Below are 24924 nucleotides of genomic sequence, written 5' to 3'. Positions count from 1 at the left end.
CCACCCGCCGACCGCGGGGGTCTGCGCGACCACCGCCGCGAGGCCGGGCTCGCGCGCCGCGACGCGCAGCAGGTGGCCGCCCGACAGCGAGAACCCCCACGCGGCGACCGCGCGGGGGTCCACGCCGGGCAGCGACCGCGCGCGGGCGATCGCGGCCCGCCAGTCCGCCAGCTGCTCCCCCACCCGCGCGACCTGGCGCGGCTGCCCGCCGCTCTCGCCCAGGTGCCGGTAGTCGAAGGCCAGGACGCCGAACCCGGCCCGCGCGAACCGCTCCGCGAACCGGTCGGTGCCCGGCTCCTTGGTCACCCCGAACCCGCCGGCCATGACCACGCAGGAGCCGTTCGCGCTCGGGTAGTGCCAGGCGGCGCACCGCGCGCCGCCGCTGTCGAACCGGATCTTCTCGCGCCGCACGGACGTCTGCATGACTGCCTCCGGAGGGACGGGTTCGCTCCCCACAAGTGAACCACGTGGTTCGCAAACCCGTCCATCGCCCCCCCGGCAGGGCGTTCAGGTGACCGCGACCAGCAGTTCCTCCCCGCTGGAGGTCCGCAGGCCGTCCGCCCGGCCGGCGAAGTAGCGCTCGTTCAGCATCGCCGCCGACACGTGCCGCGCCCGCTCGAACCCGGCCTCCAGCGCCATCGCCGTGATCTCCCGTGGCGCGAAGAAGCTGATGAACGGCGTCCCCGACGAGCGGGCGCCCTCCTCGGCGGCCCGCCGCGCCGGGCGCTCGGCCGCATCGATCAGCTCCAGCGGCGGCTGGAACGTCATGACCAGCGTCGAGCCGGGGGCCAGCGACGACAGCAGCCGCAGCGTCGCCGCGTTCGCCTCCCTGGTCAGGTACATCGACACCCCCGCCGAGGCCACCACCGCCGGCGCGCCCGGGTCGAACCCGGCCGCGACCAGCCGCTCCCACCACGACTCCGCCTCGAAGTCGACCGGGACCAGGCGCAGCCTGTCCGGGACCCCGTACCCGAGCTCGGCCAGCCTGCGGCGCTTCCACTCCTGCGGGCCCGGCCGGTCCACCTCGAACACCCGCAGGCGGGCGGCCGCCTCCGGGCGGCGCTGGACGAAGGTGTCCAGCCCGGCGCCCAGGACGACGTACTGGCCGACGCCCCGGGCCGCCTCCTCGGCGACCAGGTCCTCGACGAAACGGGCCCGGGCCACGATCCCCGCCCGGTACAGGGAGGTGCCGTCCGGATCCATGTCCGGCCGCCGGCGCCAGCCGTCACCGGGCGCGACTAGCCGCAGCCCGACCTCGTCCTCGATCACGTGCGGCGGCGCATCCACCTGGACGTGCAGGGCTCGCCACAGCGCGACCCGCACCGCCGTCTGCTCCGGCTCCGCCTTCTCCTCGGCGCTCACACCGGCCCCCTCGCTCACTTGCCCGGGGCCTGCAGCGTCCACAGCCGCCCGTCGGGGTCCCGGACGGTCATCTCCCGCGTCCCGTAGTGCGTGTCCTCGAACGGCGACACCACCTCCACGCCCGCGCCGGGACGGAACGCCTCCGCGTCCGGCACCCGCAGCACCATCCGCGCCTGCGGCTCCCGGTCCTCGGGGACCTCGGCGATGAAGACGTAGGGGCCGTCGCCGTTGCGGAACTGACCCGAGCTGTGATCGGTCTCGAACTCCAGCTCGAACCCCAGCGACCGGAAGAACCCGGCCGCCTTCCCCCAGTTGTGCGTCTCCAGGAACACGGCCTCGAAGCCCTCGGTGCTCATGTCAGTCCTCCTCCTCGCCGGCCCGCCGCCCGCCGCCGTTCTCGTCGAGGTAGGCGCGCAGCGCCTCCGCGACCAGCGCCGACAGCGACAGCTCCGCCTCGATGGCGCGATGCTTGACCTGCTTGATCAGCCCGATCGGCAGGTACACGTTGAACTGCTTGACGTCCTCGTCGCCCACGGCGAGCATGCTAGCACTCTAGCTTGCTCGCCGCTCGATCGCGCCTTCCGCAGAGCCGCGGGTGCCGCGGCGTCCGTCAGGAGCTGACGGCCTTCTTGTACAGACGGGTCGCCAGCGGGACGAACACCACCAGCAGGACCGCGATCCAGAGCAGCGACGCCGCCACGGCGTGCCGGATGGGCCAGACGTCCGCGGTCTTCAGCGCGGAGCTGGTGTTGCCGAACAGCTCGCGCGCCGCCTGCGTGAAGGTCGAGACGGGGTTCCACTCGGCGACGACGCGCAGCGGCGCGGGCAGCCCGGAGCTGTCGAGGAAGGCGTTGGACACGAACACCAGCGGGAAGGAGACCATCGTGGCGATGTTGTTGAAGCTCTCCGGCGTCCGCAGGGCCAGCGCCACGGTCGCGGTGACCCACGAGAACGCGTAGGCGAACAGCATCAGCAGCCCGAACCCGAGCGCCGCCTCGGCGGGCGAGGTGTGCACCCGCCAGCCGACGGCCAGCCCGACCGCGGCCATCACGACCAGCCCGGCCAGGTTCATCAGCAGGTCGCTGACCGTCTGCCCGATCAGCACCGCCGACGGCGCCATCGGCAGCGAGCGGAACCGGTCGAAGATGCCTTTCCGCAGGTCCAGGGTGAGGGTGTACCCGGTGATCTGCGCGCTCATGATCACCGCCTGGACGAAGATGCCGGGCAGCAGGAACTCCCGGTACGGCATCCCCGGCACGTGGATGGCGCTGCCGAAGACGTAGGCGAACAGCAGCACCAGCACGACCGGGAGCATGACCACGCCGCCGAGCATGTCCGGCGACCGGCGGATCTTCAGGGCGTTGCGCTTGGCGATGGTCCAGCCGTCGGCGACGGGCATGATGACCGCGTTCATCGAAGGGCCTCCTCAGCCTGCCCGGTCCGCCCGGTCTGCCGGGCCTGCTCGCCGGCACCGGACGCCCGGTGCCCGGTCAGCGTGAGATAGACGTCGTCGAGGGTCGGGCGCCGCAGCCCGGCGTCCCGCACCCGGACGCCGTCCTCGGCGAGGCGGCCGAGGACGCGGCGCAGCGCCTCGGGGCCGTCGGTGACCGGCACGGTGATCCGCAGGGACTCCGGCGCGGTCCGCATCGCGCCGACGGCGACCCAGGCGAGCGCCTGCCGGGCCGGCTCCAGCTCGTCGGCGCCGGTCACGGTCAGCTCGATGCGGTTGCCGCCGACCCGATCCTTGAGCTCGTCGGGGGTGCCGCGGGCGATGGCGCGCCCGTGGTCGACCACCATGACCTGGTCGGCGAGCCGGTCCGCCTCCTCCATGTACTGGGTGGTCAGCAGCAGCGTGCCGCCTCCCGCGACGAGGTCGGAGACGGTGTCCCACAGCGCGGCGCGGGCACGGGGGTCAAGGCCGGTGCTCGGCTCGTCCAGGAACAGCACCGGCGGGTCGGCGACCAGCGCGCCCGCCAGGTCTATGCGGCGGCGCATGCCGCCGGAGTAGCCCTTCACCGGACGGTCCGCGGCGTCGGCCAGGCCGAACCGCTCCAGCAGCTCGCGGGCGCGGGCCTTGCTGCGCTTGGCGCCCAGGTGGTACAGGCGTCCGACCATCTCCAGGTTCTCGGCGCCGGTCAGGTGCTCGTCGACGGCGGCGTACTGGCCGGACAGCCCGATGTGGGCGCGCAGCCGCCGGGCGTCCTCGACCACGTCGTGGCCGGCGACGGTGGCGCGGCCGCCGTCGGGCCGCAGCAGCGTGGTCAGCACCCGCACCGCGGTGGTCTTGCCGGCGCCGTTCGGGCCGAGCAGGGCGAGCACCGTCCCCCGCGGGACCGTGAAGCTCAGCCCGTCCAGGGCCGTCACCCCGCCGTATCTCTTGACGAGCCCTTCGGCGGTGATCGCGTCGCTCATGAGGGGTCTCCTTGCTGGTCTTCGGGGGGTCAGGACCGGTGGACGTCGATGTCGCCCCAGTTGGTGTGCGCGTGCACCTCCACGACCGCGTCGGCGGTGTCGGGGCCGTCCGCCGCGGTCAGCGTGTTGCGCACGACGCCGTTCTTGGAGTGCAGGTCCAGCCAGGCGGCGGTGCCCTCGGCGATCCCGACGCCGACCTTGCCGTGGCCGGTCTCCAGCCGGACGGTGCCGCTCACCGCCTCGCCGATCCGGATCCGGCCGTGCGCGGTCCTGGCGGTGAGGCCGGCCAGCGTGCGGCCGACGGTGACGTCGCCGGTGCCGGTCTTCACCTGCAGGTCCCCGGCCGCCTCGCCGAGCGTGACCGCACCGGTGGAGGCCTTCACGGTGCCGGTGCCGTCGACGGCGCCGATCCGGATCGCGCCGGTCGAGGTGACCGCCTCGACCGGGCCGGTCACCCGGTCCACGGTGATGTCGCCGGTGGAGGTCTTGGCCTCCAGCGGCCCCGTCTCCTCCAGGCGCACGTCCCCGATCGAGGTACGCAGGACGGTCTCGCCGAGCGTCCCGGTGGCGACGATCTCCGCGGCGACCTTGGCCTCCAGGCGGGATCCGGCGGGCAGATCGACGGTCACCTCGATCGAGCCGCGCCAGGGCAGCACGTATGCCAGCGCCTTGGGCTTGGGCCCCTTGACCAGCAGCCGCCCGCCGGAGAACTCCACGGTCGTCCGCTCGGCGGCCTGCACGCTCGCCTCGGTGGACGGGTCGCTCGGGCGCACCTCCACCACGGTGTCGGCGCGGTCGCTCGCGTTGATCCGGATCCGGCCGCTGTAGATGTCGATGTCGGCGGTGATCGGCTCGGGGGTGTCGAAAGCAGGCATGGCGGAGCCCTCCTCATGGGTCCGGTCCGGCATCCCGGCCTGGCGCCGGGCGATGAGAGAAGAAGTCGATGGGAGAAGAGGTGGGGCCGAGGGCGCTAACGCACCCAGCCGGTGTAGCTGCGCCCGCTCTGGGGCTGCTGCGCCCGGTCGGCGGGACGGCCGCCCGCGCCGGGCTCGAACGCGGCGGACACGGCGCGGACCAGCCAGGCGTTGACCGAGATCCCCTGCCGGCCGGCCGCCTCCTCCACGCGCAGCTTGAGGTGCTCGGGCAGCCGCAGCGTCATCCGCGCCGTGCCGCCCTCCTCCCCGGACGCCGGGACGGCCTCCGGAACCCCTGCCGCCGTCGGAGCCGGCGCGCCGGCGGGGCTCTCCGGCGACGGCACCGGCGGCGGGGTCACCACGAACGCCGGGTCGCCCCCGCGCAGCCGCACGTCGACCGAGCCCGGCGCGAGATCGCGGGTGATCTCGTCCGCCGCGGCCGACAGCGCCTCCAGGAGCGCGAGCCGCGCGGCCGATTCGAGCGCGCCGGTGAGCCGCTCGGCCAGCGCCCGCGCCTCCGGCCCTCCCGCTTCGGCGGCGACGGCGAGCTGACGGCGCAGGTTCTCGACGTACGGCATCAAGTCCATGCCACAACTATGACGCCATATTGACGTCAGGTCAAGTCAAAGTGACGTCACTTCGCTCGAATTGACGCCACCGATGACATCACCTGCTGCTCAGCCCTTGCCGAAGTGCACTGCGGGGAAGGCGCCCGCCACCCGGAGAGCCGCGGCGAACCCGCCGGCCAGCTCGGTGAGACGCGCGGTCGCGACCGGACCGAGGTGCTCGTAGGGGGCGGCGTCAAGGCGGTCGGTGAGCATCTCCGCCTCCGCGCGCAGGGCCGCGCCGGACTCGGTGAGGTCTCCCGCCCCGTCCAGCAGCCCGCGCTCGCACAGCCGGTCCCGGGCGGCGGCCCACTGCTCCGCCGACCATCCGCGCGTCCGCATGAACAGCGCCGACGTCGGGGCCGTGCCGGTCGCGTTGTGCAGGACCAGCGCCTCGATCCCCGGTAGGCCGGCGACCGCCAGGGCGGCCAGGTGGCCGTCGCCCCGGTGCTCACGCAGCAGCGTCGCGGCATGCCACAGCACCAAATGCGGTTCTTCGGGCACGGGCAGGTCGGCGTTGGCGGAGTACAGAGGCCGCGCCTCCCGATGGCCCGCCTCGGCCGCGCGCAGCGCCAGCTCCGCCGCCTCGGCCATCTCCTTGGAGACGAGGGCGTCCCGGCCGAGCAGGCGCCGCAGCGTGCGGTCCGCGCCGCGCAACCGGGCCGCGAGCACCGCCCCCGGAGCGGCGACGTCCCACGCGGCGGGGATGTGGCGCCGGACATGCTCGTGGTTGAAGTTGTAGAACGTCGCGGTGACGGTGCCCGCGTCGGCCGTTCCGAGCGGGGCCGCGCGGCCCGCGTAGTACGCCATCGGCCCGCGTTCGAGCCCGAGCGCCGAGTACTCGTCCTGAGGTTCCGGCGCGAAGTACACGCAAGCGTGCAGGGGGCTGACGGCGGCGTGGCAGCGGCGGCCCGCGCCGCCCTCGAGGGAGGTCATGTCGTGGCTTTCGTGTCGATGAACAGTTGGGGGCGTGGGGTCGGCGGGTGTCAGGTTCACTTCGCGGGCCGGGCGTCGTCGTCCTCGTCCTCGTCGGCGAGCACGGCCGCGGTCAGGGTGAGGTGCAGCGTGAGGACCTCGGCCGCGGCGTCGGCGTCGCGGGCCAGCGCCGTCTCCTCCAGCCGGCGGTGCTCGGCGACGGCGTCCCGGTCGGGGTTGTGGTACGCCGACCAGCGCCGGGCCAGCTCGCTGGCGGTCCACAGCCGGTCGAAGGTGTCCATCAGGACGGGGTTGCCGCAGCCGTCCAGCAGGGTGCGGTGGAAGACCCGGTGGGCCTCGGACCACTCCTCGGTGTAGTACTCGCCCTCGTCCGGCAGGTAGGGCGGGGTGCGGGCCAGGCGGTGATGGGCGGCGCGTACCCGGGCCTCCCAGTCGACGTCGCCGCGCTCGATGGACATGCGCAGCATGACCGGTTCGACGGCCCGGCGGGCCTCGGCGATCTCCTGCCAGCGGCGGTCGGAGTACGCCGGGACGGCGAAGCCGCGGTTGGGCAGCCGGTCGGCGAGGCCCTCGCCGACCAGCCGCACCAGCGCCTCGCGCACCACGGCCAGGCTCACGCCCTGCTGCTTGGCGAGGTCGTGCGGTTTGAGGGCGTCGCCGGGGGCGTGCTCGCCCCGCATGATCGCGTTTCGGAGGCGCGCGTGGACCTGCTCGGAGAGCATCTGCTTCCCCGATCCGCTCTCCGGCGGGGACGGGGTGTGGGCTGTCTGGGGCATGCCGCTAGCATAGACGACGATCGGACAAATAATCGATTTTCCGTGTTACTGTCGATTTGTGGGTGAGACCGGGGACCGTCGGCGCCGCACGACGACGCCACGGCCGCCGTCATCCGCCACCCGCAGGCACAACCTGAAAGGGAAGACTCGATGAGCGCCAACGACCCCTTCGCCCGCCTCCCCGAGGCGGCCGCCTTCTCCGTGACCAGCAGCACCGTCGGCGACGGCGCGGCCTGGCCGGCGGAGCAGATGTCCTCCGGCGTCCCCGGCGGCCGGGACGTCTCCCCGCACCTGTCGTGGAGCGGTGCGCCGGAAGGCACCCGCAGCTACGCCGTCACCGTCTACGATCCCGACGCCCCCACCGGGTCCGGGTTCTGGCACTGGGCCGTCGCCGACATCCCCGCCGCCGTCACCGAACTGCCCGAAGGCGCCGGCGACGACACCGGTTCCGGCCTGCCCGACGGCGCGTTCCAGCTGCCCAACGACGCCCGCGCGGCCCGCTACATCGGCGCCGCCCCGCCGCCCGGGCACGGCCCGCACCGCTACTTCGTCGTGGTGCACGCCTTGGACGTCGACTCCATCGGCGTCCCGGAAGACGCGACCCCGGCCCTGCTCGGCTTCACCATGAGCGGCCACATCCTCGGCCGCGCGGTGCTGACCGCCACCGCCGAGACCGCCGCCTGACCAGCACGGATGTCCCCGGCCTTCGATCGTGGGCCGGGGACATCCGCGGCCTCAGGCGACGGTGGGTTCGTGGCGCGTGAACATGGCGATCAGGCCGTGCGGCGCACTGTCGCCGAACATGAGCTCGTGGAGACGGCCCGCGTCGGCGGCCTCCGCGGCGCTGCGCGGGAAGAGCGCCTGCTCGTACGCGGTGAGCGCGGCCTCGACGTCGCCGGGGTGCGCGGCGATCGCCTTGCCGAGCTCGGCGCCGTCGTGCATGGCCAGGTTGGCGCCCTCGCCGGACGGGACCATGAGGTGGGCCGCGTCGCCGACCAGCGTCGCTCCGGGCACGCGGTCCCACCGGTGAGCGTCGGGCAGGGCGTAGAGCGGGCGCAGCACCGGCGCGGTGTCGCCATCGGTGATCAACGCGGTGAGCTCGGGTGCCCAGCCGTCGAACTCGCGCGCGATCCGCGCGGCGGCCGCGGCGGGATCGGTGAAGTCGATGCCGGCGAACCAGTCCCGCGGCTTGCGGAGCGCCACGTAGGTGTGGAGGGTATCGCCGCTCTCCCGGTGGGCCTGGATCCCCTTCCCGGGCGCGAGCGCGAACATCGCCCCGCCGCCGACCGCTTTCGCGGCTGCGGGGTGCCGGGTGTCGGCGTCGAACAGGTACGTCTCGACGAACGACGTGCCGCTGTACTCGGGTACGGCGCCCGACAGCAGCGGCCGGACCCGCGACCACGCCCCGTCCGCGCCGACCAGCAGGTTCGTGACGACGGTGGCGCCGTCGGCGAAGGCCACCTCGTGGCGGCCGTCACCGAGGGTCCGGACGCCGGAGACCTTGCGGCCCCAGCGGACGGTCCCGGCCGGGAGCGCGTCCAGCAGGAGCTTCCGCAGTTCGCCGCGCTGGACCTCGGGTCGGCCGCCGGTGCCGTCGTCGGGTTCGTCGAGCAGGACGGTCCCGTCCGGAGCCAGGGCGCGCGACGCCTCACGGCCCTCCAGGACGAGGCCGCGGAACTCCTCGATCAGGCCCGCCGCCTGAAGCGCCGGCTGGCCGTTGTGCTCATGGATGTCGAGCAGCCCGCCCTGCGCGCGCGCCGTCGGGGACGGCTCCGCCTCATAGACCGTGGACGGTATCCCGTGGACGTGCAGGACGCGGGCGAGCGTGAGGCCGCCGAGCCCGGCGCCAATGATCGTGACATGCGTCGTCATGGTGATCTCCTTCGCTTGCGAGGCCGGTGCGGCCCCTCTGGTACGCCGTTCCAATGGAACAACGCTCCATGATGGAACGATGTTCCAGGCATGGCAGGATGGCGGTATGGCAACGCGGACAGGCCGGTCACAGCGGCGCACGGACGCGCTCTCCCGCGAGCGCATCGTCGAGGCGGCCGTCGAACTGCTCGACACCTCCGGCGAGAGCGGGCTGACGTTCCGGGCCCTGACCGAGCGCCTCGCCACCGGCCCCGGAGCGATCTACTGGCACGTGGCGAACAAGACCGAGCTCCTCGACGCCGCCACCGACGCCGTCGTCGCCGCCGCTCTGGCCGTCCGGCCCTCCGAGTCCCCGGGCTCGCCGCAGGACGAGGTCCGCGCCGTCGCGCTCGGCCTGTTCGAGGCGACCGAGGAGCACCCCTGGCTCGCCGCGCAGCTCGCCACGCAGCTCTCCCGCAACCCGTCCGGCACGGTGGCGCCGCGGATCTTCGAGAGCCTCGGCCGGCAGGTCCGCGCGCTGGGCGTGCCCGAAGGCCACTGGTTCACGGCGACCTCGGCGCTGATGCACTACGTCCTGGGCGCCGCCGGCCAGAACGCCGCGAACACCGGAAGCGCCCGTGCCCTCGGCCCCGGCACCGGCCGCGCCGAGTTCCTCGACGCCGTATCGACGGCCTGGGAAGGTCTCGACCCCGGCGACTACCCGTTCACCCGAGCCGTCGCCGGCCAAGTGCGCGACCACGACGACCGCGAGCAGTTCCTCGCCGGGATCGACCTGGTCCTCACCGGCATCACCGCCCTCAGCCCACCCCGCGAGGCCTCACCCGCCGAAAAGCCGTCGCGGCGCGGTGGTGCGGGTCGTTACCCTCCGCCGGATGAGTGAGGATCTTCTGGCCGCCTATGACGAGCATCTGCGCGGGACGGGCGTTCCCGCGCAGGGCGCGTGGATCGAGCAGGACGGGCCGCTGCTGCGGGTCGTCGGGGAGCACCGCGGATTCGTCACCGGCCCGCGCGACCTGTCCGGGCACGATGTCGACGCTCTCATCGCCGCGCAGACCGCCTTCTTCGGCGCCCGCGGCGAGGCCGTGGAATGGAAGGCCCGCGGCCACGACCTCCCCAGCGACCTTCCCGACCGGCTGCGGGCCGCCGGATTCGTCGCCGAGCCCACCGAGACGGTCGTGATCGCCCGCATCGCCGACCTGCCGGCCGCGGCGCCCGCACCCGAGGGCGTGGTGATCAGACGGGTGGGCGGCGAGGCGATCCCCGCCATCGTGGAGATGGAGTCGCAGGTGTGGGGGCGCGACTGCGGCTTCATCGGCGACCATCTGGCCGGCGGCCTGGCCACCGCCGCCGACCGGCTGGCGATCTTCACGGCCGAGGCCGCCGGCCGGGTCGTCGCGGCCGGCTGGGCGGCGCTCCGCGAGGACGGGGTGTTCGCGTCCCTGTGGGGCGGGTCCACGCTGAAGGAGTGGCGAGGCCGCGGGATCTACCGGGCGCTCGTGGCCGTCCGGGCGCGCCTGGCCGCCGAACTCGGCTACCGGTACCTGCAGGTCGACGCCTCCGACGACAGCCGCCCCATCCTGGAGCGCCTCGGCTTCACCGCCGTCACCACCACGACCCCCCACGTCTGGTCCCCACCGGCCTGATCACGCCGAAGGCATCTCGCTGACCTGCGGTGATTAGCGGCCGACGGCCTCGGGGAGGCTGCGGTACGGGAGGGGTGCCGGTGGGGAGGTCTCGCGCGCGTTCGTGGCCGCGGTCGATCCGCGGCAGGGACACGATGATCGCCGCGGTCGTGTCCGCGCTCGTCCTCACGGTGCTCGCCGTCGGCATCGACCTGCTCGTCCGGTCCAACGAGCACGACGTCGCGTTCGCGCGGACCGAGCTCGCCGCGCGGCGGATCAGCGCCGCGGTGCGGCAGCGGACGCTGCCCAGCCCGATCCCCCCGGGCGCCGGCGGCGTCCGGTACCTCCAGGTGGTCGGCGCCGACAGGCGGATCCTCAACGCCAGCCCGGCCGCCGCCGGCCGGCCGCCGCTCAGCGCCGTCGTGCCGCCCCCCGCCGACCGGGTCCGCGAGTTCTCCCGGTGCCCGGCGTCCGGCGGGGGCTGCCTGACGATCGTCGCCATCCGCGTCACCCCTACCGCGGACTCCTCGGTCGTCTATGCCGGACGCCCCCTCCCGACGATCCTGTCCAGCCCGATCCTGGAGCTGATCCTCGCCGGGTGCGTGGTCGCGCTGACCGCCCTGGCGTCCTGGACGACCTGGCAGGTCGTCGGCCGCACGCTGCGTCCCGTCGACGACATCCGCACGCAACTCGCCGAGATCACCGTCAGCGACCTGTCCCACCGCGTCCCCGAGCCGCCCGGCGACGACGAGGTCGCGCGCCTCGCCCGGACCGCCAACGCCACCCTCGACCGGCTGGAGCGGTCCGTCCGCGTCCAGCACCAGTTCGCCTCCGACGCCGCGCACGAGCTGCGGACCCCCATCGCGGGGCTGCGCGTCAACCTCGAGGACCTCGCCATGCACCCGCAGGACACCGACGTCGAAACCGCCGCCCAGGCGGCGCTCCGCTCCGCGGACCGGCTGGAGGGCATCGTCGCCGACCTGCTGCTGCTCGCGCAGATCGGCACCGGAGCCGACCTGGCCGAACCGCTCGACCTCACCGCCCTGGTCGAGAGCGGGATACGGGACCACCAGGCGCCCTCCGCGCAGAACCACGCCATCCCGATCCGGCCGCGCCTCACCCCCCGGGTCCGGGTCCAGGGCGTGCCCGCGCACCTGCAGCGCCTCCTGGACGGCCTGCTCGACAACGCCCAGCGCCACGCCACCGAGGCCGTCGAGGTCGAGCTCGTCTCCGACCACGACCACGCGGCCCTCACCGTGGCCGACGACGGCCCCGGAATCCCGCCCGAGGACCGCGAGCGCGTCTTCGAACGCTTCACCCGCGTCGACACCGCGCGCAGCCGCGACGCCGGCGGAACCGGCCTGGGCCTCGCCATCGCCCGCGAGATCGCCTCCGCGCACCGCGGCACCCTCACCATCGACGACAGCCCGTCCGGCGCGCGCTTCACCCTCCGCCTCCCCCTCCTCGCTCCCCCATCCGACGGCTCCCCCGGAACCCGCTAGGGCCGGCGGTCACGGTCGCAGCATCTGCCGCACCCGGGCGGCCTCGCGGGTGAGGTGGTCGCGTTCCGGGACGCTGGCCGCCGCGCGGGAGGCCTCGGCGTACAGCTCGGCGGCCTGCTCAAGGTCACCGGCGCGTTCGAGCAGGTACGCCCTCGCTGCGGCGTAGCGGGGCAGGCCGGGGCTCACCTCGGCCAGGGCCGCCAGGCCGGCCCGCGGCCCGTCGGCCTCCCCGACCGCCACCGCGCGGTTGAGCCGCACCACCGGGCTGCCGGTGAGGCGCAGCAGCTCGTCGTACCACTCCACGATCTGCACCCAGTCCGTCTCGCAGGCCGCCTGGGCGTCGGCGTGCAGGGCGGCGATCGCGGCCTGCGCCTGGTATTCGCCCAGCCGGTCCCGGGCCAGCGCGGCCTGCAGGATCGTCACCCCCTCGGCGATCAGGCCGGTGTCCCAGCGCGACCGGTCCTGCTCGGCGAGCGGCACCAGGCGGCCTCCCGGGCCGGTGCGGGACGCGCGGCGCGCATGATGCAGCAGCATGAGCGCGAGCAGCCCCGCGACCTCGGGCTCGTCGGTCAAGGCGGCGAGCCGGCGGGTGAGGCGGATCGCCTCGGCCGCCAGGTCGACGTCCCCGCCGTACCCCTCGTTGAACACCAGATACAGCACCCGCAGCACGGTGGCGAGGTCACCGGCCTGGTCGAACCGGACGGACGAGACGGTCCGCTTGGCCCTGCTGATGCGCTGGGCCATGGTCGCCTCGGGCACCAGGTAGGCCTGCGCGATCTGCCGCGTGGTCAGCCCGCCGACCGCGCGCAGCGTGAGCGCGACGGCCGAGGCCGGCGTCAATGACGGGTGCGCGCACAGGAAGTACAGCTGGAGCGTGTCGTCCACCGCACGGCCCGGACCGGGCGGCGGCTCCTCCTCGACGCGCATCTCGCGGTCGCGGCGGGAGGCGTCGGCGCGCGCGGCGTCGAGGAACTTGCGCCACGCCACCGTGACCAGCCAGCCCTTTGGGTCGCGCGGCGGATCGTCCGGCCACGCGCGCAGGGCCTCGACCAGGGCTTCCTGCACGGCGTCCTCAGCCGCCGCGAAGTCCGCTCCGCGGCGGCCGAGGACCCCGATCACCGCCGGGGTGAGGGTCCTCAGCAGGGCCTCGTCCACCATGCTCATTCCGTGATGGTCGGCGGCGCGGTCAGGAGCGGGCGCACCTCGAGCCACTCGTGGATCGGCTTCCCGCCCGCCCCCGGAGCCGCGGACAGCTCACCGGCCAGCTCCAGCGCCCGCTCGTAGGTGTCGACGTCGACGATCATCCACCCGGCGATCAGGTCCTTGGTCTCCGCGAACGGCCCGTCGGTGACCGGCGGCCGCCCCTCGCCGTCATAGCGGACGAACGTGCCCTCCGGGGAGAGCGCCTGGCCGTCGACGAACTCGCCGCTGGCCTCGAGCCGCGCGGCGAAGTCCTGCATGAACTGCATGTGCGCCGAGATCTCCTCCGGCGTCCACTGGTCCATCGGCACGTCGTTGACCGGTGCCGGCGCGCCCCGGTAGTGCTTGAGCAACAGGTACTTGGCCATCGTGTTCTCCTCGGTGCGGTCCGGCCATTGTGGCCGTGGTTCACTGCGGGGACGGAGCCGCACGCGCGTTCTCGACATCCCACCGAGACCTTTTCTGACGGGCTCCGGCTCGCTCGCTCCGCGTGTCCCGGGGGCGCCCGGGGGCGCCTCCATGTCGCCGGAGGCGCCCCCGGGCGAGGTGCATCTCGCGCGGAGGCCGCAGAGGGAACGCGCCTGCCGCAACTACATCCCCGCTAGTCCGCGGGCATCACGGTGAACCTGAACCCCGAACTCGTCGGACGGCGCAGTGGAGTGTCGCACTTGATCCGGCGCAGCACCTCGTTCCTGCTGAGGCCGAGCCTTTGCGCGATGAGCCGGTCCGGGCGCACCGGGACCGGATCCTCGAAGGCGACCTCCACCTGGACCGGCCACGCCTCGTCCAGCGATGCCGGCGGGGCGTCCAGGCGCCAGGCGCCCGTCCAGTCCAGGGTGAAGCGGCTGCGACGGGCGAGCAGCGGATCCAGCAGCCTGGACGCCACCAGACCCGGATCGTTGACGCGGTAGCCGCGGAGCTCGGCCGGATCGAGGGATCTCACCGGGACGCGCTCATGCACGGTGAGCTTGCTCGTCCGGCCGCAGGACACGCAGCGGACCAGCAGCCACACGTCCAGCAGCTTGCCGTTGGCGTTGACGCGGAACCTGCCGTCGCCGGTGGTGGCGGACTCCGAACGGCAGTCCGCGCACCGCAGCGACAGCAGAGGCAGCCTGGTCCGGCGGACGACCCAGGGCAGCACGGTATGAGGTTGTGAAGACATGATCTCTCTGGACCTGACACGAGGCCGATTGCGCGCGGCCTCGGACGCTGTACGGCCGGGCGCACCAGGGCAGCCCGGCAGAGCCGACGACGATGCGTCGGCTACAGGTGAGCGAAGAAGGTGTCAGGTCTAAAGAGCAGGCGGCGTCACGCGGTTCTGTCCTCTGTCCTCACTGCGATGGGGCCGCGGGCAACCTATGGGAACGCCGAAGGAAGATTCAATGGGTTTTCCGTTCGACGCTCTTTGAAGCTCACCTGGCCCCAGTCGGGCGCAGCGTCATAGCGCCGATCACAGGCCCAGGTGGATGAGCGTCACCTCGGCTCAGTGTCTCGGGGATCGGTGCTGGTCGTACCGGTGGCGGAGGAGCCGTCGGTCCGCTCCGGGACGGCCGCGTCGGTTCGGACGTGCTCGGCGCGGATGGCGCGTTCGAGATGTGCGGCGGCCGCCTTTTGGGCGGCGTCGCGTTCGGCGGTGAGGGCGTCGACCTGCGCCTGCAGCCGCGTGGTCTCGACGAGCAGGTCCTCGCGGGCGGCGTCGCGTTCACCGGCGGCGCGCTCGACGGCCTCCCGCGCACGGACGTCGGCGGCGTGGGCCGCGTCCTCGGCGGTGGTGAGCGCGGCCCGCAGCCTTGCGAGTTCGTCGTGGGCGGCGGTCAGCTCGGCGGTGGTCTCGGTGAGACGGGCTTGGACTTCGCTGAGTCGGGTCTGGGCTTCGGTGAGTCGGCCGGTCTGCTGGTCGAGCCGAGTGCGGGTGTCCTGATGCTCCTGGCGGGCCGCGTCCAGGGCCCGCTGCATCTCGTCGCGGGTCTGCTCGGCGCGGCGGCCGGCTCGCTCCGCCTCGTCACGGGCCTGCGCGAGGTCGCGTTCGGTGGCCTGCAACCGCGCGTGCGCGGTGTCGTACTGCTCCTGCAGGGTGCGCGCGGCCTCCTCGGCGGACTGGCGCGCCGCGGTCTCGGCCTGGGCGGTGGCGCGCGCGGCGGCGGCGACCTGTTCGGCGGCGAGTGCGCGTTCCTCGGCGCGCTCTTGTGCCTGTCCGGCGGCGGACGCGGCGGCGCGGGCGGCGTCATGGCCCTGTTCGGCGCGGCGCCGCGCGTCCTCCGCGGCACGCGCGCTCTCTTCGGCCTGTGCCGCCTGCTGCTCCAGGGCGGTGTTGCGGTCGACGACGGTGGCGATGATCTCCTCGATGCGGTCGGCGGCCTGGGCCTCCCGGTCCGCACGGGCGCGGGCGTCGGCCGCGGCCTGGGTGAGCACCGCGCGCAGCGCCGCGAGGGGCTCCTTGACCGCGGCCGCCGAGAGGCTGCGGCCGGCGGCGTGCGCCTCGGCCTGGCAGTCCTTGAGCGTCCGGCCGTCGGCGTCGCGCTCGACCGGGCAGTACTCCGGCCGCCGCCCCCGGGTCTTGGGCGGCCGCGGCAGCGGGGTGTCGCAGTGCTTGCACCGGCCCCACGGTGCGGACGGATCCGCCCCGGGCGGCAGCCTCCGCCCCTGCCTGTCCCCCTGCTCTTCCGGGTCCGTCGTCCGCGCCGTCTCGGTATGGCGCGCCCCGGTCGGCGGCCTGCTCGCGGGCACAGCCGGGCCGGGACGGGCGGGGATCTCACGCTCAGCCATGCCGATCATGCTTCCACAAACCTCGGAGCGAGAAATGAAAACACGCTGACGGATTTCTGTGACAAGAAATCAGTCAAGCGCATAATCCGGGTTATGCGCTATGCTGCCGAGGTGATCAACACGCACCGCTCCGCGCCGCCGCAGGCACCCTCGGAGCACCACCCCGTCCCACCGGCGGACGAGGACGAGCGACACAGGCCGGCCGGGCTCGGCCGTCGGGGCGGCTTCGGGGCCCGGTCCGGCGCGCCCAGTTCGGTCGCCTGCTCGCGGCGCAAAGAGCGGTCGTGACCTCGAACGATGCGGCGAACGACGCCGTGAACGGCAGCCCGACCAGCGCCGTTGCCGAGGAGGCTGCGGTCACCGCAGTGCAGCGGGCCGCGTCCGGGCCGACCGTGCCCGTCTCCAGCGAGCGTTCGGAGGAGACCGGGGAACCTCTGGAGGGCGTTGTGCTGGCCCCCGCCGATCCGGAGTCCACCGGCGCAGCGACGCGGGGAACACAGGGATCGCCCGGTTCAGGCGTAGCGGCGGACGCCGCTCCCCCGGTGGTGGCGGACGCCAGGAGCCTGGCACACCCCGCCGCCCCGCTGGCCGCCGACGCGCTGGCCAAACTGGACGCCGACCTCGGGCAGGTGCAGGTCGCCCGGATCGGCGGGCGGCGGATCTACCGGCGCCGGATCGAGCTGCTGGCCGAGGCGTGCACACCGCGGACGTTCGCGCTGGTGCTGGACTGGCTGAGCAGCACCCGCCGCGGCTCGGCCGCCACCAAGCGCACCTACGCCGACGACCTGCGCCGCGTCTGGGCGCCGCTGGCCCGCGAACTCGGTCACGAGGCGTTCTCCGTCGGCTGCCTCACCCGCGAGCATGTCCGGATGTGGCGGCTGCGGCAGGAGGCCGCGGGTGTCGCGTCGCGCAGCATCGGCCGCTACGTCGCGTGCCTGTCGTCGCTGCACGTCTACGCGGCCGGGCGGATGGACCCGCCTCCGGTCAATCCGGTCACGCAGGACGATCGGCCGCGCGTCACCGCCGAGCGCACCGCGGGCTCCACCCCGGTGCTGGAGGTGGACCAGGTCCGCGCGGTGGCCGCGTGCGCGTCCGGCGAGCTGGATCTGCTGGTGGTGCTCCTGCTGTACAGCCTGGCCGGCCGTGTCACCGAGTTGTGCGCGGCCGATGTGACCGACCTCGTCCGGGACGGCGACCGCGCCGCCCTCATCGTCACCCGCAAGGGCGGCAAGCGCCGGACGATGCCGTTGCCGCACCGCTGCGCGGACCTGCTGCGCCGGCACGTCGGCACCCGCACGCGCGGGCCGCTGCTGTTGGACGCCAAGGGCGATCGCCTGGACCGGCATGACGTCGACCGCATCACCACCCGGCTCGGCCGGGCCGCCGGCGTGCTGCCCGGCCGGGACCTCACCCCGCATGTCTGGCGCGCGTCCCGCATCACGCACATGCTCGACGCCGGGGTCCCGCTCGCCGAAGTGCAGGAGTTCGCCGACCACGTCGACCCCGCCACCACCGTCGGCTACTGGGAACGCCGCACCAAGCACCAGCGCGCCACCGCTCACGCCGACCAGGCCGCCGGAATCTTCGACGACCTGTTCCCGCCGGACGCCCCTCCGGGCCGGTAGCCCGAAACGCCCCGCCCGCTACCGCCTGCGGGCGTGGCCGAGGTAGGTGACGATCGGCTTGCCGTCCGGCTCGAGGACGAAGCGGGTCATCCCCGGGATCGCCTCGTCGTCGATCCTTCCCTTGCGGCGTGCGACGGTGGCCCGGACCAGGTCGAGGACGTTGGCGGGCTTGAAGGAGCAGACGTCCTCGTTCCGCAGGCCGTGTGCGGCGAGCGTGGCCGCGACCTCCTCCGGTGGGCGCAGCCGCGCGGCGCTGTAGCGGCCGCGCGGCGCTGTAGCGGCCGCGCGGCATGATGCGGGTCTGCGGCAGCGCCTGGAAGGCGCCCAGGTAGATCAGCCGGGACACCGGCGTCCGGTTGACGGTGTCGTAGAACAGGACGCCATCGGGCCGCAGGAGCCTGGCCGCATGCGCGACGACCCGGTCGAGGTCGCCGGTGATCTCGAAGGTGTCGGTGTGGAAGACGACGTCGAAGGACGCGCCGGCCAGCCCGGGATCCTCGGCGGGCGCGGTCGCGTACTCGACGGCCTCTCCGCCGTCCGCCTCCTGCGCCATCGCGGTCGCTTCGGGGGACGGGTCCAGCGCGACGACGTTCAGGCCGAGTCCCGCCAGCCCTCGGGCGAGCAGGCCTCGCCCGCTGCCGACGACCAGTGCGGACCGTCCGGCCGGCTCGATCCCGAGCCGGCGGAGCGTGAAGCTCACGTACTCCAGCCGCACGCCTTGGAACGTGAGGGCCCGGATGTGGCGTCCGTCGATCGCGCCGGGCGCCCGCGAGTCTAGTTCGATGGTCGGTCCCATGCCACCCCTCCTGAGTTCCCTTAGGAGACCCACATTAGTCTCCTAAGGGAACTCGAGTAGGCTCGGGGGGTGACCAGGACCCCGCTCGCCGACGTCGCGTGCTCGATCGCACGCGCCACCGACCTGTTCGCGGACGCGTGGACGGCGCTCATCATGCGGGACGTCCTGGTCGGCGTCACCCGCTTCGACGACCTGGCCCGCGACCTGGGCGTCTCGCGCAAGGTCCTTTCCGCCCGGCTCGCCCGGCTGGTGGAGGAGGGCGTGCTGGTCCGCGAGCGCTACCAGGACCGTCCGCCTCGGGAGCACTACCTGGCAACGGAGAAGGGCAAGGAGCTGTATCCCGTCCTGCTCGCCCTGATGCGATGGGGCGACCGCTGGTACGGGGAGTCCGGTCCGCCCGTGCGCATCCACCACCTGGAGTGCGGCCACGACACCGAAGCCGTCACCACGTGCGTCCATTGCGGACACGAGCTCACCGCCGACAACACCACCCAACTCCCCGGCCCCGGTGGCTGCATCGGCCCCGGAACCCAGGTCATCGGCCCGCTGATCGCTCGCCGCGCCCCCTCGCCCTGACGCATCCGCATCGACGTCAAGGTGTCCGGAGCGCCACGGCGGCGCGGGACGCCTGCGCGACCACGCCGGCGATGCTCGAGGTGATGAACGAGCCGCCGCCGGCCAGGTCGCCGACCACGTTCACGCGCGGGTCGGTGGGAACCACGCCGCCGGACCGGTGGAGGGTGGCCAGACCGGCGCCCTCCAGCGATCGGACCAGAGGCCAAGCCGCGCCCGGGACCGCGTGCGCGGGCGCGTTCACGGCGTTGACGACGGCGTGCGCAGTGTGTTGGCCCCCGGCGTCCCGCACCCGGAACCGCCCGTTCACCGGCTCGACCGCAGTGACGCCGGAGGAGACGGTGAGCTGGCCGGAGTCCAGGAGCCGCATCAGGATGGACGCGTTCACCGGAACCATGGGCGAGGCGACGCTCGTGGCCGTGCGGTGATGGCGCCGCAGCCATGCGCGGTCGGGCTCGCGCAGCAGGCGCCAGGCGTACGGGCCGACGGTGTGCGCCGTCTCCTGCAACACGCGGCGGCCGATCCGGCGGTCGTCGACCGCGGCGATCTGCTGCCGGAGGCGCCGGACCGGGTCGTCCGTCCGAGTGCTGCGGAGCAACGCGGCGAGTTCGTCGAAGTCCTCTCCCGCGTCGGCCAGTTCCTTGCGCAGCAGGCCGACGAGGTCGTCGAGCGCGAGGGATCCCTGGGCGTCGTGGAGCCTCGCCACCTGCTCGACGGTCACGTGCACGGGACGCCGACCGTCCGGGCGCTGCCAGACGTACGGGAGCACCCCGCTGCGCGACAGCAGCGTGATCCGTCCCGGGTACCGGCGCGCGGCGAGCGCCACGACGACATCGACGGCCGTCAGGCCGCTGCCGATGACCGCCACATCGTCGCCGGCGGCGATGTGGTCGAGCGTGTCGGCGAGCGGATAGGGATCGGCGGTGAAGCCCGCTTCGCCGGCAAGCCCGTACGCGTCCGGGGGCGCTCCCCCGCCCAGGCACAGCGCCACGCGGTCGGCTTCGTGCTCCTGCCCGTCGTCGGTACGCAGGACCAGACGCGTACCGGACCGGGCGGTGGCCTCGGTCACCCGCGCGGCCACGACGCGCACCGGCCAACCCTGTTCTCCCAGAGCCGCCACGGCCTTCTCCGCCGAGTGGACCAGGTACTCGCCGTAGACGGCGCGCGGGACCAGCGGTTGGCCGAGGAGCGGGTCGATGTGGTCGGCACCGCGCTTACCGAGCCAGGTTGCGAAATGGCCGAAGTCGCCACCCCGGACCGACATGAGCGCGGGTGGCGTGTTGACCAGAACCGCTTCCAGGTCCGGGACGTACGGTCGTCCCCGCCACAGGTGCGGCGACGGCTCGAAGACCGTGATGGTGCCGGTCCCGCCCAGTGCGGCGGTGCCCTCGGTGGCGGCGAGCGCGTCCAGCAGGCCGACGGCCGCCGCGCCTCCCCCGACGATCGCGATGTCCATGTTCTCCCTCTCCGGTGGTCGTGTGCCACCGACCCTGCCGGTCCTCGCCGGCGCGCCCCATCCCCGCTTCCCGGGGGATCGGCGACGCACGGCCCCCTCAAACGAGGGGGTCCATGCCGTGGCGCCGCAGGGCAGGCTGGGCTGTGGAACCTGCGAAGACCCGGGCAGGCGGCGGGCGGGCCGATCACTTGAGGAGACGTGCATGACCGATCGACATCGACCGGTGCTGGCAGCCGCCGGACAGGCCGCCGACGCTCTGGACCTGTTCGGCCGCGTCTCCGCCCGGCTGCGGCGGTTGGTGCCGTTCCACTCGGCCGTGTGGACCGCCGCCGACCCGGAGACCGGCCTGATCACCGCACCGATGCTGGTGGAGAACATGGGCTCCGGCGAGGGCTGCGCCGCCTACTGGCGGAGCGAGCTGCTGGAGGAGAACGTCCTGCCGTTCCGCGACCTTGCCCGCGCCTCCGTACCGGCGGCGGGGCTGCGCGCGGCCACAGGCGATCTGCCCGCCCGCAGCGCCCGGTTCCGGCGCCTGCTGCTCGGCCAGGGCGTACACGACGAGCTGCGCGCCGTGCTCCGAATCGGCGACCGGCCGTGGGGCCTGGTGAGCCTGTTCCGCACCACCGATGCCTTCCGTCCGCACGAGACCGAACTCGTCGCCGGCCTGTCCCGTCCGCTGGCCGAGCGGCTGCGGACGTTCGCCCGTCCGCCCGCGCCCGCGCGCGGCACCGATTCCCCGGCGTCCGGCCTGATCCTCTTCGACGGGGCCGGTGAAGCCATATCGGCCAACGACGAGGCGCGACACCACCTCGCGCGGCTGCCGGAAGGGCCGTCGTTCCCGACACCGCTGGGGCTGGAGCTGCCGATCTGGGTGATCGGCACGGTGCTCCAGGCACGCGCCGTCGCCGACGGCTGGGACCGAGGCAGCGCCCGCACGCGCATCCGGACCACCGACGGCCGCTGGCTGACCTGCCACGCCTCGGGCCTCACCAGACCCGGCGGCCGGCCCGGCCCGGTGGCCCTCGTCATCGAGCCCGCCACACCCGCCGACCTGGCGGTCCTGGTCGCCGAGGCGTACGGCCTGACCTCGCGGGAGCTCCAGATCACCCAGCTCACCGCGCGCGGGATGAGCACCGCCGAGATCGCCGCGGCGCTGTTCATCTCGCCGCACACCGTCCGCGACCACCTCAAGACGATCTTCACCAAGGCCGGTGTCTCGAGCCGGGGCGCGCTGGTCGCCCGCCTGTTCACCGACCACTACTGGCCCGCGCTGTCAGAACCGGCGTCCTCCCTCCGAACCTGATCCTGCCGCAGCGTCCCCGGCGCCGGGCCAGTCAGCCGTCCTGCTCTCCAGCCCTTTCACGGCCCGCGGCTCCCGTGTTCCTCGTTGCGCATGGACAGGTAGTGGCTCAGCTGGACGGACGCGTCGAGCATGGCGAGGCCTTGCGCGGTGAGCTTGCGCTGCCAGCCGTCCAGGGCGGCGGCCAGGGCGCTCGTGCCGCCGGCTTGCCGGACCTGCTGGACAACGGTGCGGATGTGGCTCAGCGGGTAGCCCCCGCGTCTGAGGAGATGGGTGAGCTCGGCGTCGCGGATGTCGCCGGCGTGGAAGACGCGGTAGCCGGTGGCCCGGTCCCGGGCGGGTGTGAGGATGCCGGCCGCCTCCCAGTTGCGCAGGGTCGCGGGCGTGATGTCGAGCCGGTGCGCGAGCTCGCCGATGGTGCGGCTCTCCGCGCGGCCTGCCGGGCCCGGGCCGGCGCCGGAGTCCGCGATCAGGTGGTCGACCGCGTCGCGCACCGCGCCGAGGGTGTCCCGGTCGCGGAGCAGCCGGGTGTGGCCGCGGTCGATGGTCTGGAGGGCGCCGTCGAGGTCGTCGCCGTGGACGGCGTTCATGATCCGGCCCGCGGCCGCGTGCCCGTAGGCGGGGACGAGCGCGAGGTAGGCGCGCAGCGCCGCCGCGTGCGCCTCGGTGTAGATCCGGTATCCGGTCGGCGTGCGCTCGGCGGGCGGGAGGAACCCGTCCTGCTCGTAGTTGCGGACCGCCTGGGTCGAGAGGCCGTGCTCGCGGGCGAGGTCAGCTGGTCGCAGGGTCATCACCGATTTGAGACTTTACAGAGCCTGCCGGGCGCTAATGCGGCCTAAGTTTCAACCGACTTTTCAAAGTTACGATTGTGGCACATGACCCAGGACATCTGCGGGTTCGTACCCGCGTCATGCGAACTGCTCGGGCTCGGTGAGCCGACGCATCTGGAACCGGCCTTCGGACGGGTCCGCAACGAACTGTTCTCCCGGCTGGTCGAGCGCGGCTTCCGGTCGATCGCCCTCGAGACCGACCGGGTGGCCGCGCTCGCCGTGGACGACTTCGTCCAGCACGGCACCGGAAGCCTCGACGCCGCGATGCGCGAGGGCTTCTCGCACGGCTTCGGGGACCTGGACGCCAACAGGCGGCTGGTCGCCTGGATGCGCGAGTACAACCGGGACCGTCCCGCGGCGGAGCGTGTCGCCTTCCATGGCTTCGACGCGGCGACGGAGACGACCAGCGCGCCCAGCCCGCGGTCCTACCTCGAGCACGCCCGCGACTACCTGGCGCTCGATCTCGACATCGCGGGCCTGGCCGGCGAGGACGGGCGGTGGAGCCGCATGGAGGCGGTCATGGACCCGGCCATGTCGGTCGGGGAGACGCCTGAGGCGGTGCGGCTGCGGTCGATCGCCGACGACATGCTCACCGCGCTGTACGCCCGCGCACCGGAGCTGATCGCGGCGACGTCACGCGCCGAGTGGTACCAGGCGAAGACGCACCTCACCGCCGGCCTCGGCCTGCTGCGGTATCACAAGCAGGCGGCCCAGCGCCTCGAACAGGCGGCACGCGTTTCCCTCCTGGGAGGCACCCGGGACGCGCTGATGGCGCAGAACCTGCTCGACATCCGCGGCATCGAGGCCAGGCGAGGACCGACGCTCGTCTTCTCTCATAACCGCCATCTGCAGCGGAACATCTGCGTCATTCCCATGGGGAACCTGGATCTCGCCTGGATCGGCGTGGGCGCCATTCTCGCGTCCTTGGTGGACGAGCAGTACGCCTTCATCGCCGGCAGCCTGGGCCGCAGCGAGATCATCGGCCTCCGGGAACCGGACCCGGACACCTACGAGGGCTCCCTGCAGAGCCGCGTCGGCACGTGGGGCCTGGTGGAGGCCGCCTCCATCGCCGCCGCCGGCACCCGCGCCGACGCCGCCCGGCAGCAGGCGTACTTCCCCCTCGACCAGGAGACCGTCGACGGAGCGGACGCCGTCCTGCACATCACCGACGCCTCGGCGGCCGCCCGGAACCCGTAGAAGGGCCGGCACGGGGAACGGCGATAGGTTCTTGGGTGTGAACGACACCCCGGACGGCGCCCCGGACGCCTCGGACGACGCCTTGGACGTGGACGCCTTCACCACCGCGATCGAGAGCTTCAACCGGTTCTACATCCGGATTCCGATGCTGGAGAAGCTGCCGTTCACGACGCTGTCGGTGCTGGACACGCTCGCGGCCGGCGGGCCGATGCGGATGACCGACCTGACGAGGACCGAGCAGGTGAGCCAGCCCGGCATCACCCAGCTGGTGTCCCGGCTGGAGCGCGACGGGCTGGTGGCGCGCCGTCCCGACCCGGACGACGGGCGCGCCGTCCTGGTCCACATCACCGAGGCGGGCCTCCGGATCATGCGGTCGCGCCGCGAGGACCGGACGCGGCATCTGGCGCCGCTGGTCGACCGGCTGACCGGCGAGCAGCGGCGGGCGCTCGCGGACGCGCTGCCCGTGCTGGCCCGCCTCGCCGAGCTCGGCCGCGCCGAGACCGGGAGCGGCGCGGGCAGGCCCGGGGTGGGCGGACGCTAGCCGGAAGACTTCGCCTTGGGGCGGGCGCGCAGGTGGGCGCGCTCGCCCTGGCTGCCGAACAGGACGAGGAACTCGACCGGGTCTGCGTCGACGGCGCCGAACCAGTGCGGCAGCCGCGTGTCGAACTCGGCGGCCTCGCCGGGCGACAGGACGAGGTCGTGCTCGCCGAGGAGGATCCGCAGCCGTCCGTTGAGGACGTAGAGCCATTCGTAGCCCTCGTGGGTCTGCGGCGTGGGCTCCCTGCGCTCGCTGCCCGCGGGGATGACGAGCTTGTAGGCCTGGATGCCGCCGGCGCGGCGGGTCAGCGGCAGCATCGTCATGCCGTTGCGGACGACGGGCCGCAGGTGGATGCGCGGGTCGCCGGTGGGCGGCGCGTCGACGAGTTCGTCGAGCGTGACGCCGTAGGCCTTGGCCAGCGGGAACAGCAGTTCGAGGGTGGGGCGGCGGGCGCCGGACTCCAGCCGCGACAGCGTGCTCACGGACACGCCGGTCGCCGCGGACAGGTCGCTCAGCGTGATCTCGCGCTCGGTGCGCAGGGCGCGCAGGCGGGGGCCGACCGCGTCGAGCGCCTGGCCGAGTTCGTCGTCGTCCATCCGGCCAGTTTGCCATATCAGCAACGATGTTTGCGGTTCTCGGCCC

The 24924-nt window shown here is 73.6% G+C and carries 27 protein-coding genes and 1 pseudogene; 9 read left to right on the top strand and 19 right to left on the bottom strand.

From position 1 onward, the window contains the following. The 10 genes from F9B16_RS23570 to F9B16_RS23525 all read right to left on the bottom strand — a co-directional run. Positions 1 to 423, bottom strand: a 423-nt coding sequence (locus F9B16_RS23570) for an alpha/beta hydrolase (RefSeq protein ID WP_192808956.1), incomplete at its 3' end; no start/stop codon positions are given. A gap of 84 nt (positions 424 to 507) precedes the next feature. Next, positions 508 to 1362 carry a class I SAM-dependent methyltransferase gene (locus F9B16_RS23565; protein ID WP_151542284.1) on the bottom strand — a complete coding sequence of 285 codons (855 nt, stop codon included), beginning with the start codon at positions 1360 to 1362 and terminating at the stop codon, positions 508 to 510. A 14-nt stretch (positions 1363 to 1376) separates the two neighbouring features. Then, entirely contained in the window at positions 1377 to 1718 is a 342-nt protein-coding gene (locus F9B16_RS23560; RefSeq protein WP_151542283.1) for a VOC family protein, read from the bottom strand. A gap of 1 nt (position 1719) precedes the next feature. Continuing rightward, complete coding sequence (locus F9B16_RS23555; protein WP_225991887.1) at positions 1720 to 1905, bottom strand: hypothetical protein; 186 nt, start codon at positions 1903 to 1905, stop codon at positions 1720 to 1722. A 67-nt stretch (positions 1906 to 1972) separates the two neighbouring features. Further along, the gene (locus F9B16_RS23550) at positions 1973 to 2776 is read right to left on the bottom strand and encodes an ABC transporter permease (protein ID WP_151542282.1); all 804 of its coding nucleotides are present in this window, start codon (positions 2774 to 2776) and stop codon (positions 1973 to 1975) included. Next, positions 2773 to 3774 (bottom strand): ATP-binding cassette domain-containing protein, encoded by a 1002-nt coding sequence (locus tag F9B16_RS23545; RefSeq protein WP_151542281.1) that lies wholly within the window; start codon positions 3772 to 3774, stop codon positions 2773 to 2775. Before F9B16_RS23545 ends, F9B16_RS23550 begins: the two co-directional genes overlap by 4 nt. Positions 3775 to 3803: 29 nt before the next feature. Beyond that, positions 3804 to 4649: a DUF4097 family beta strand repeat-containing protein gene (locus tag F9B16_RS23540; RefSeq protein ID WP_151542280.1), complete on the bottom strand. Its 846-nt coding sequence runs from the start codon at positions 4647 to 4649 to the stop codon at positions 3804 to 3806. 95 nt (positions 4650 to 4744) lie between these two features. Continuing rightward, entirely contained in the window at positions 4745 to 5275 is a 531-nt protein-coding gene (locus F9B16_RS23535; protein WP_151542279.1) for a toxin-antitoxin system HicB family antitoxin, read from the bottom strand. 90 nt (positions 5276 to 5365) lie between these two features. Next, positions 5366 to 6229: an SCO6745 family protein gene (locus F9B16_RS23530; protein ID WP_151542278.1), complete on the bottom strand. Its 864-nt coding sequence runs from the start codon at positions 6227 to 6229 to the stop codon at positions 5366 to 5368. 56 nt (positions 6230 to 6285) lie between these two features. After that, a complete protein-coding gene (locus tag F9B16_RS23525; protein WP_151542277.1) occupies positions 6286 to 7005 on the bottom strand; it encodes a GntR family transcriptional regulator in 720 nt (239 codons plus the stop codon). A gap of 150 nt (positions 7006 to 7155) precedes the next feature. Here F9B16_RS23525 and F9B16_RS23520 point away from each other — a divergent pair, with 150 nt between their 5' ends. Continuing rightward, complete coding sequence (locus tag F9B16_RS23520; protein WP_151542276.1) at positions 7156 to 7689, top strand: YbhB/YbcL family Raf kinase inhibitor-like protein; 534 nt, start codon at positions 7156 to 7158, stop codon at positions 7687 to 7689. A gap of 51 nt (positions 7690 to 7740) precedes the next feature. On the opposite strand, the gene F9B16_RS23515 is transcribed toward F9B16_RS23520, so the two are convergent. Then, on the bottom strand, positions 7741 to 8877 hold the full coding sequence (locus tag F9B16_RS23515) for an FAD-dependent oxidoreductase (RefSeq protein WP_151542275.1): 1137 nt from the start codon (positions 8875 to 8877) through the stop codon (positions 7741 to 7743). Between the two features lie 106 nt (positions 8878 to 8983). Between F9B16_RS23515 and F9B16_RS23510 the strand changes: the two genes are divergently transcribed. From F9B16_RS23510 to F9B16_RS23500, 3 genes are all read left to right on the top strand, one after another. Beyond that, entirely contained in the window at positions 8984 to 9757 is a 774-nt protein-coding gene (locus tag F9B16_RS23510; RefSeq protein ID WP_151542274.1) for a TetR/AcrR family transcriptional regulator, read from the top strand. Further along, positions 9750 to 10520, top strand: coding sequence for a GNAT family N-acetyltransferase (locus F9B16_RS23505; protein WP_151542273.1), 771 nt, complete (start codon positions 9750 to 9752; stop codon positions 10518 to 10520). Before F9B16_RS23510 ends, F9B16_RS23505 begins: the two co-directional genes overlap by 8 nt. A gap of 134 nt (positions 10521 to 10654) precedes the next feature. Continuing rightward, on the top strand, positions 10655 to 12001 hold the full coding sequence (locus F9B16_RS23500) for a HAMP domain-containing sensor histidine kinase (RefSeq protein ID WP_151542272.1): 1347 nt from the start codon (positions 10655 to 10657) through the stop codon (positions 11999 to 12001). A gap of 9 nt (positions 12002 to 12010) precedes the next feature. On the opposite strand, the gene F9B16_RS23495 is transcribed toward F9B16_RS23500, so the two are convergent. The 4 genes from F9B16_RS23495 to F9B16_RS23480 all read right to left on the bottom strand — a co-directional run bounded on the left by F9B16_RS23495 (position 12011) and on the right by F9B16_RS23480 (position 15967). After that, positions 12011 to 13156, bottom strand: coding sequence for an RNA polymerase sigma factor (locus F9B16_RS23495; RefSeq protein WP_151542289.1), 1146 nt, complete (start codon positions 13154 to 13156; stop codon positions 12011 to 12013). 5 nt (positions 13157 to 13161) lie between these two features. Continuing rightward, positions 13162 to 13569 (bottom strand): YciI family protein, encoded by a 408-nt coding sequence (locus F9B16_RS23490; RefSeq protein WP_151542271.1) that lies wholly within the window; start codon positions 13567 to 13569, stop codon positions 13162 to 13164. A 233-nt stretch (positions 13570 to 13802) separates the two neighbouring features. Next, positions 13803 to 14342: a DUF1062 domain-containing protein gene (locus tag F9B16_RS23485; RefSeq protein WP_225991886.1), complete on the bottom strand. Its 540-nt coding sequence runs from the start codon at positions 14340 to 14342 to the stop codon at positions 13803 to 13805. A 332-nt stretch (positions 14343 to 14674) separates the two neighbouring features. Then, entirely contained in the window at positions 14675 to 15967 is a 1293-nt protein-coding gene (locus F9B16_RS23480) for a coiled-coil domain-containing protein (protein WP_151542269.1), read from the bottom strand. A 284-nt stretch (positions 15968 to 16251) separates the two neighbouring features. Between F9B16_RS23480 and F9B16_RS23475 the strand changes: the two genes are divergently transcribed. Next, entirely contained in the window at positions 16252 to 17592 is a 1341-nt protein-coding gene (locus tag F9B16_RS23475) for a tyrosine-type recombinase/integrase (protein WP_151542268.1), read from the top strand. A 406-nt stretch (positions 17593 to 17998) separates the two neighbouring features. On the opposite strand, the pseudogene F9B16_RS54175 reads toward F9B16_RS23475, so the two are convergent. Beyond that, positions 17999 to 18388 (bottom strand): annotated as a pseudogene (locus F9B16_RS54175) (class I SAM-dependent methyltransferase); the annotation flags it as partial. A gap of 69 nt (positions 18389 to 18457) precedes the next feature. Here F9B16_RS54175 and F9B16_RS23465 point away from each other — a divergent pair. Next, positions 18458 to 18964 carry a winged helix-turn-helix transcriptional regulator gene (locus F9B16_RS23465; RefSeq protein WP_151542267.1) on the top strand — a complete coding sequence of 169 codons (507 nt, stop codon included), beginning with the start codon at positions 18458 to 18460 and terminating at the stop codon, positions 18962 to 18964. A gap of 16 nt (positions 18965 to 18980) precedes the next feature. Here F9B16_RS23465 and F9B16_RS23460 read toward each other — a convergent pair whose 3' ends face one another. After that, complete coding sequence (locus F9B16_RS23460) at positions 18981 to 20417, bottom strand: FAD/NAD(P)-binding protein (RefSeq protein WP_151542266.1); 1437 nt, start codon at positions 20415 to 20417, stop codon at positions 18981 to 18983. A 202-nt stretch (positions 20418 to 20619) separates the two neighbouring features. Here F9B16_RS23460 and F9B16_RS23455 point away from each other — a divergent pair, with 202 nt between their 5' ends. Continuing rightward, positions 20620 to 21720 (top strand): helix-turn-helix domain-containing protein, encoded by a 1101-nt coding sequence (locus tag F9B16_RS23455; RefSeq protein WP_151542265.1) that lies wholly within the window; start codon positions 20620 to 20622, stop codon positions 21718 to 21720. Between the two features lie 56 nt (positions 21721 to 21776). On the opposite strand, the gene F9B16_RS23450 is transcribed toward F9B16_RS23455, so the two are convergent. Beyond that, positions 21777 to 22508, bottom strand: a complete 732-nt coding sequence (locus F9B16_RS23450; protein WP_225991885.1) for a TioE family transcriptional regulator — start codon at positions 22506 to 22508, stop codon at positions 21777 to 21779. 84 nt (positions 22509 to 22592) lie between these two features. Between F9B16_RS23450 and F9B16_RS23445 the strand changes: the two genes are divergently transcribed. Together F9B16_RS23445 and F9B16_RS23440 are read left to right on the top strand one after the other, a co-directional pair. Further along, a complete protein-coding gene (locus F9B16_RS23445) occupies positions 22593 to 23744 on the top strand; it encodes an erythromycin esterase family protein (protein WP_151542263.1) in 1152 nt (383 codons plus the stop codon). A gap of 37 nt (positions 23745 to 23781) precedes the next feature. Next, positions 23782 to 24285, top strand: coding sequence for a MarR family winged helix-turn-helix transcriptional regulator (locus F9B16_RS23440; RefSeq protein ID WP_192808954.1), 504 nt, complete (start codon positions 23782 to 23784; stop codon positions 24283 to 24285). On the opposite strand, the gene F9B16_RS23435 is transcribed toward F9B16_RS23440, so the two are convergent. Further along, on the bottom strand, positions 24282 to 24878 hold the full coding sequence (locus F9B16_RS23435; RefSeq protein ID WP_151542262.1) for a helix-turn-helix domain-containing protein: 597 nt from the start codon (positions 24876 to 24878) through the stop codon (positions 24282 to 24284). The two genes, F9B16_RS23440 and F9B16_RS23435, sit on opposite strands and share 4 nt — an antisense overlap. Positions 24879 to 24924: the final 46 nt, after the last annotated feature.

It is taken from the genome of Actinomadura montaniterrae (assembly GCF_008923365.1).
Classification (GTDB): domain Bacteria; phylum Actinomycetota; class Actinomycetes; order Streptosporangiales; family Streptosporangiaceae; genus Spirillospora; species Spirillospora montaniterrae.
The sequence above is the reverse complement of the archived record's forward strand: the minus strand, read 5'-3'. Positions and strand labels throughout refer to the sequence as shown.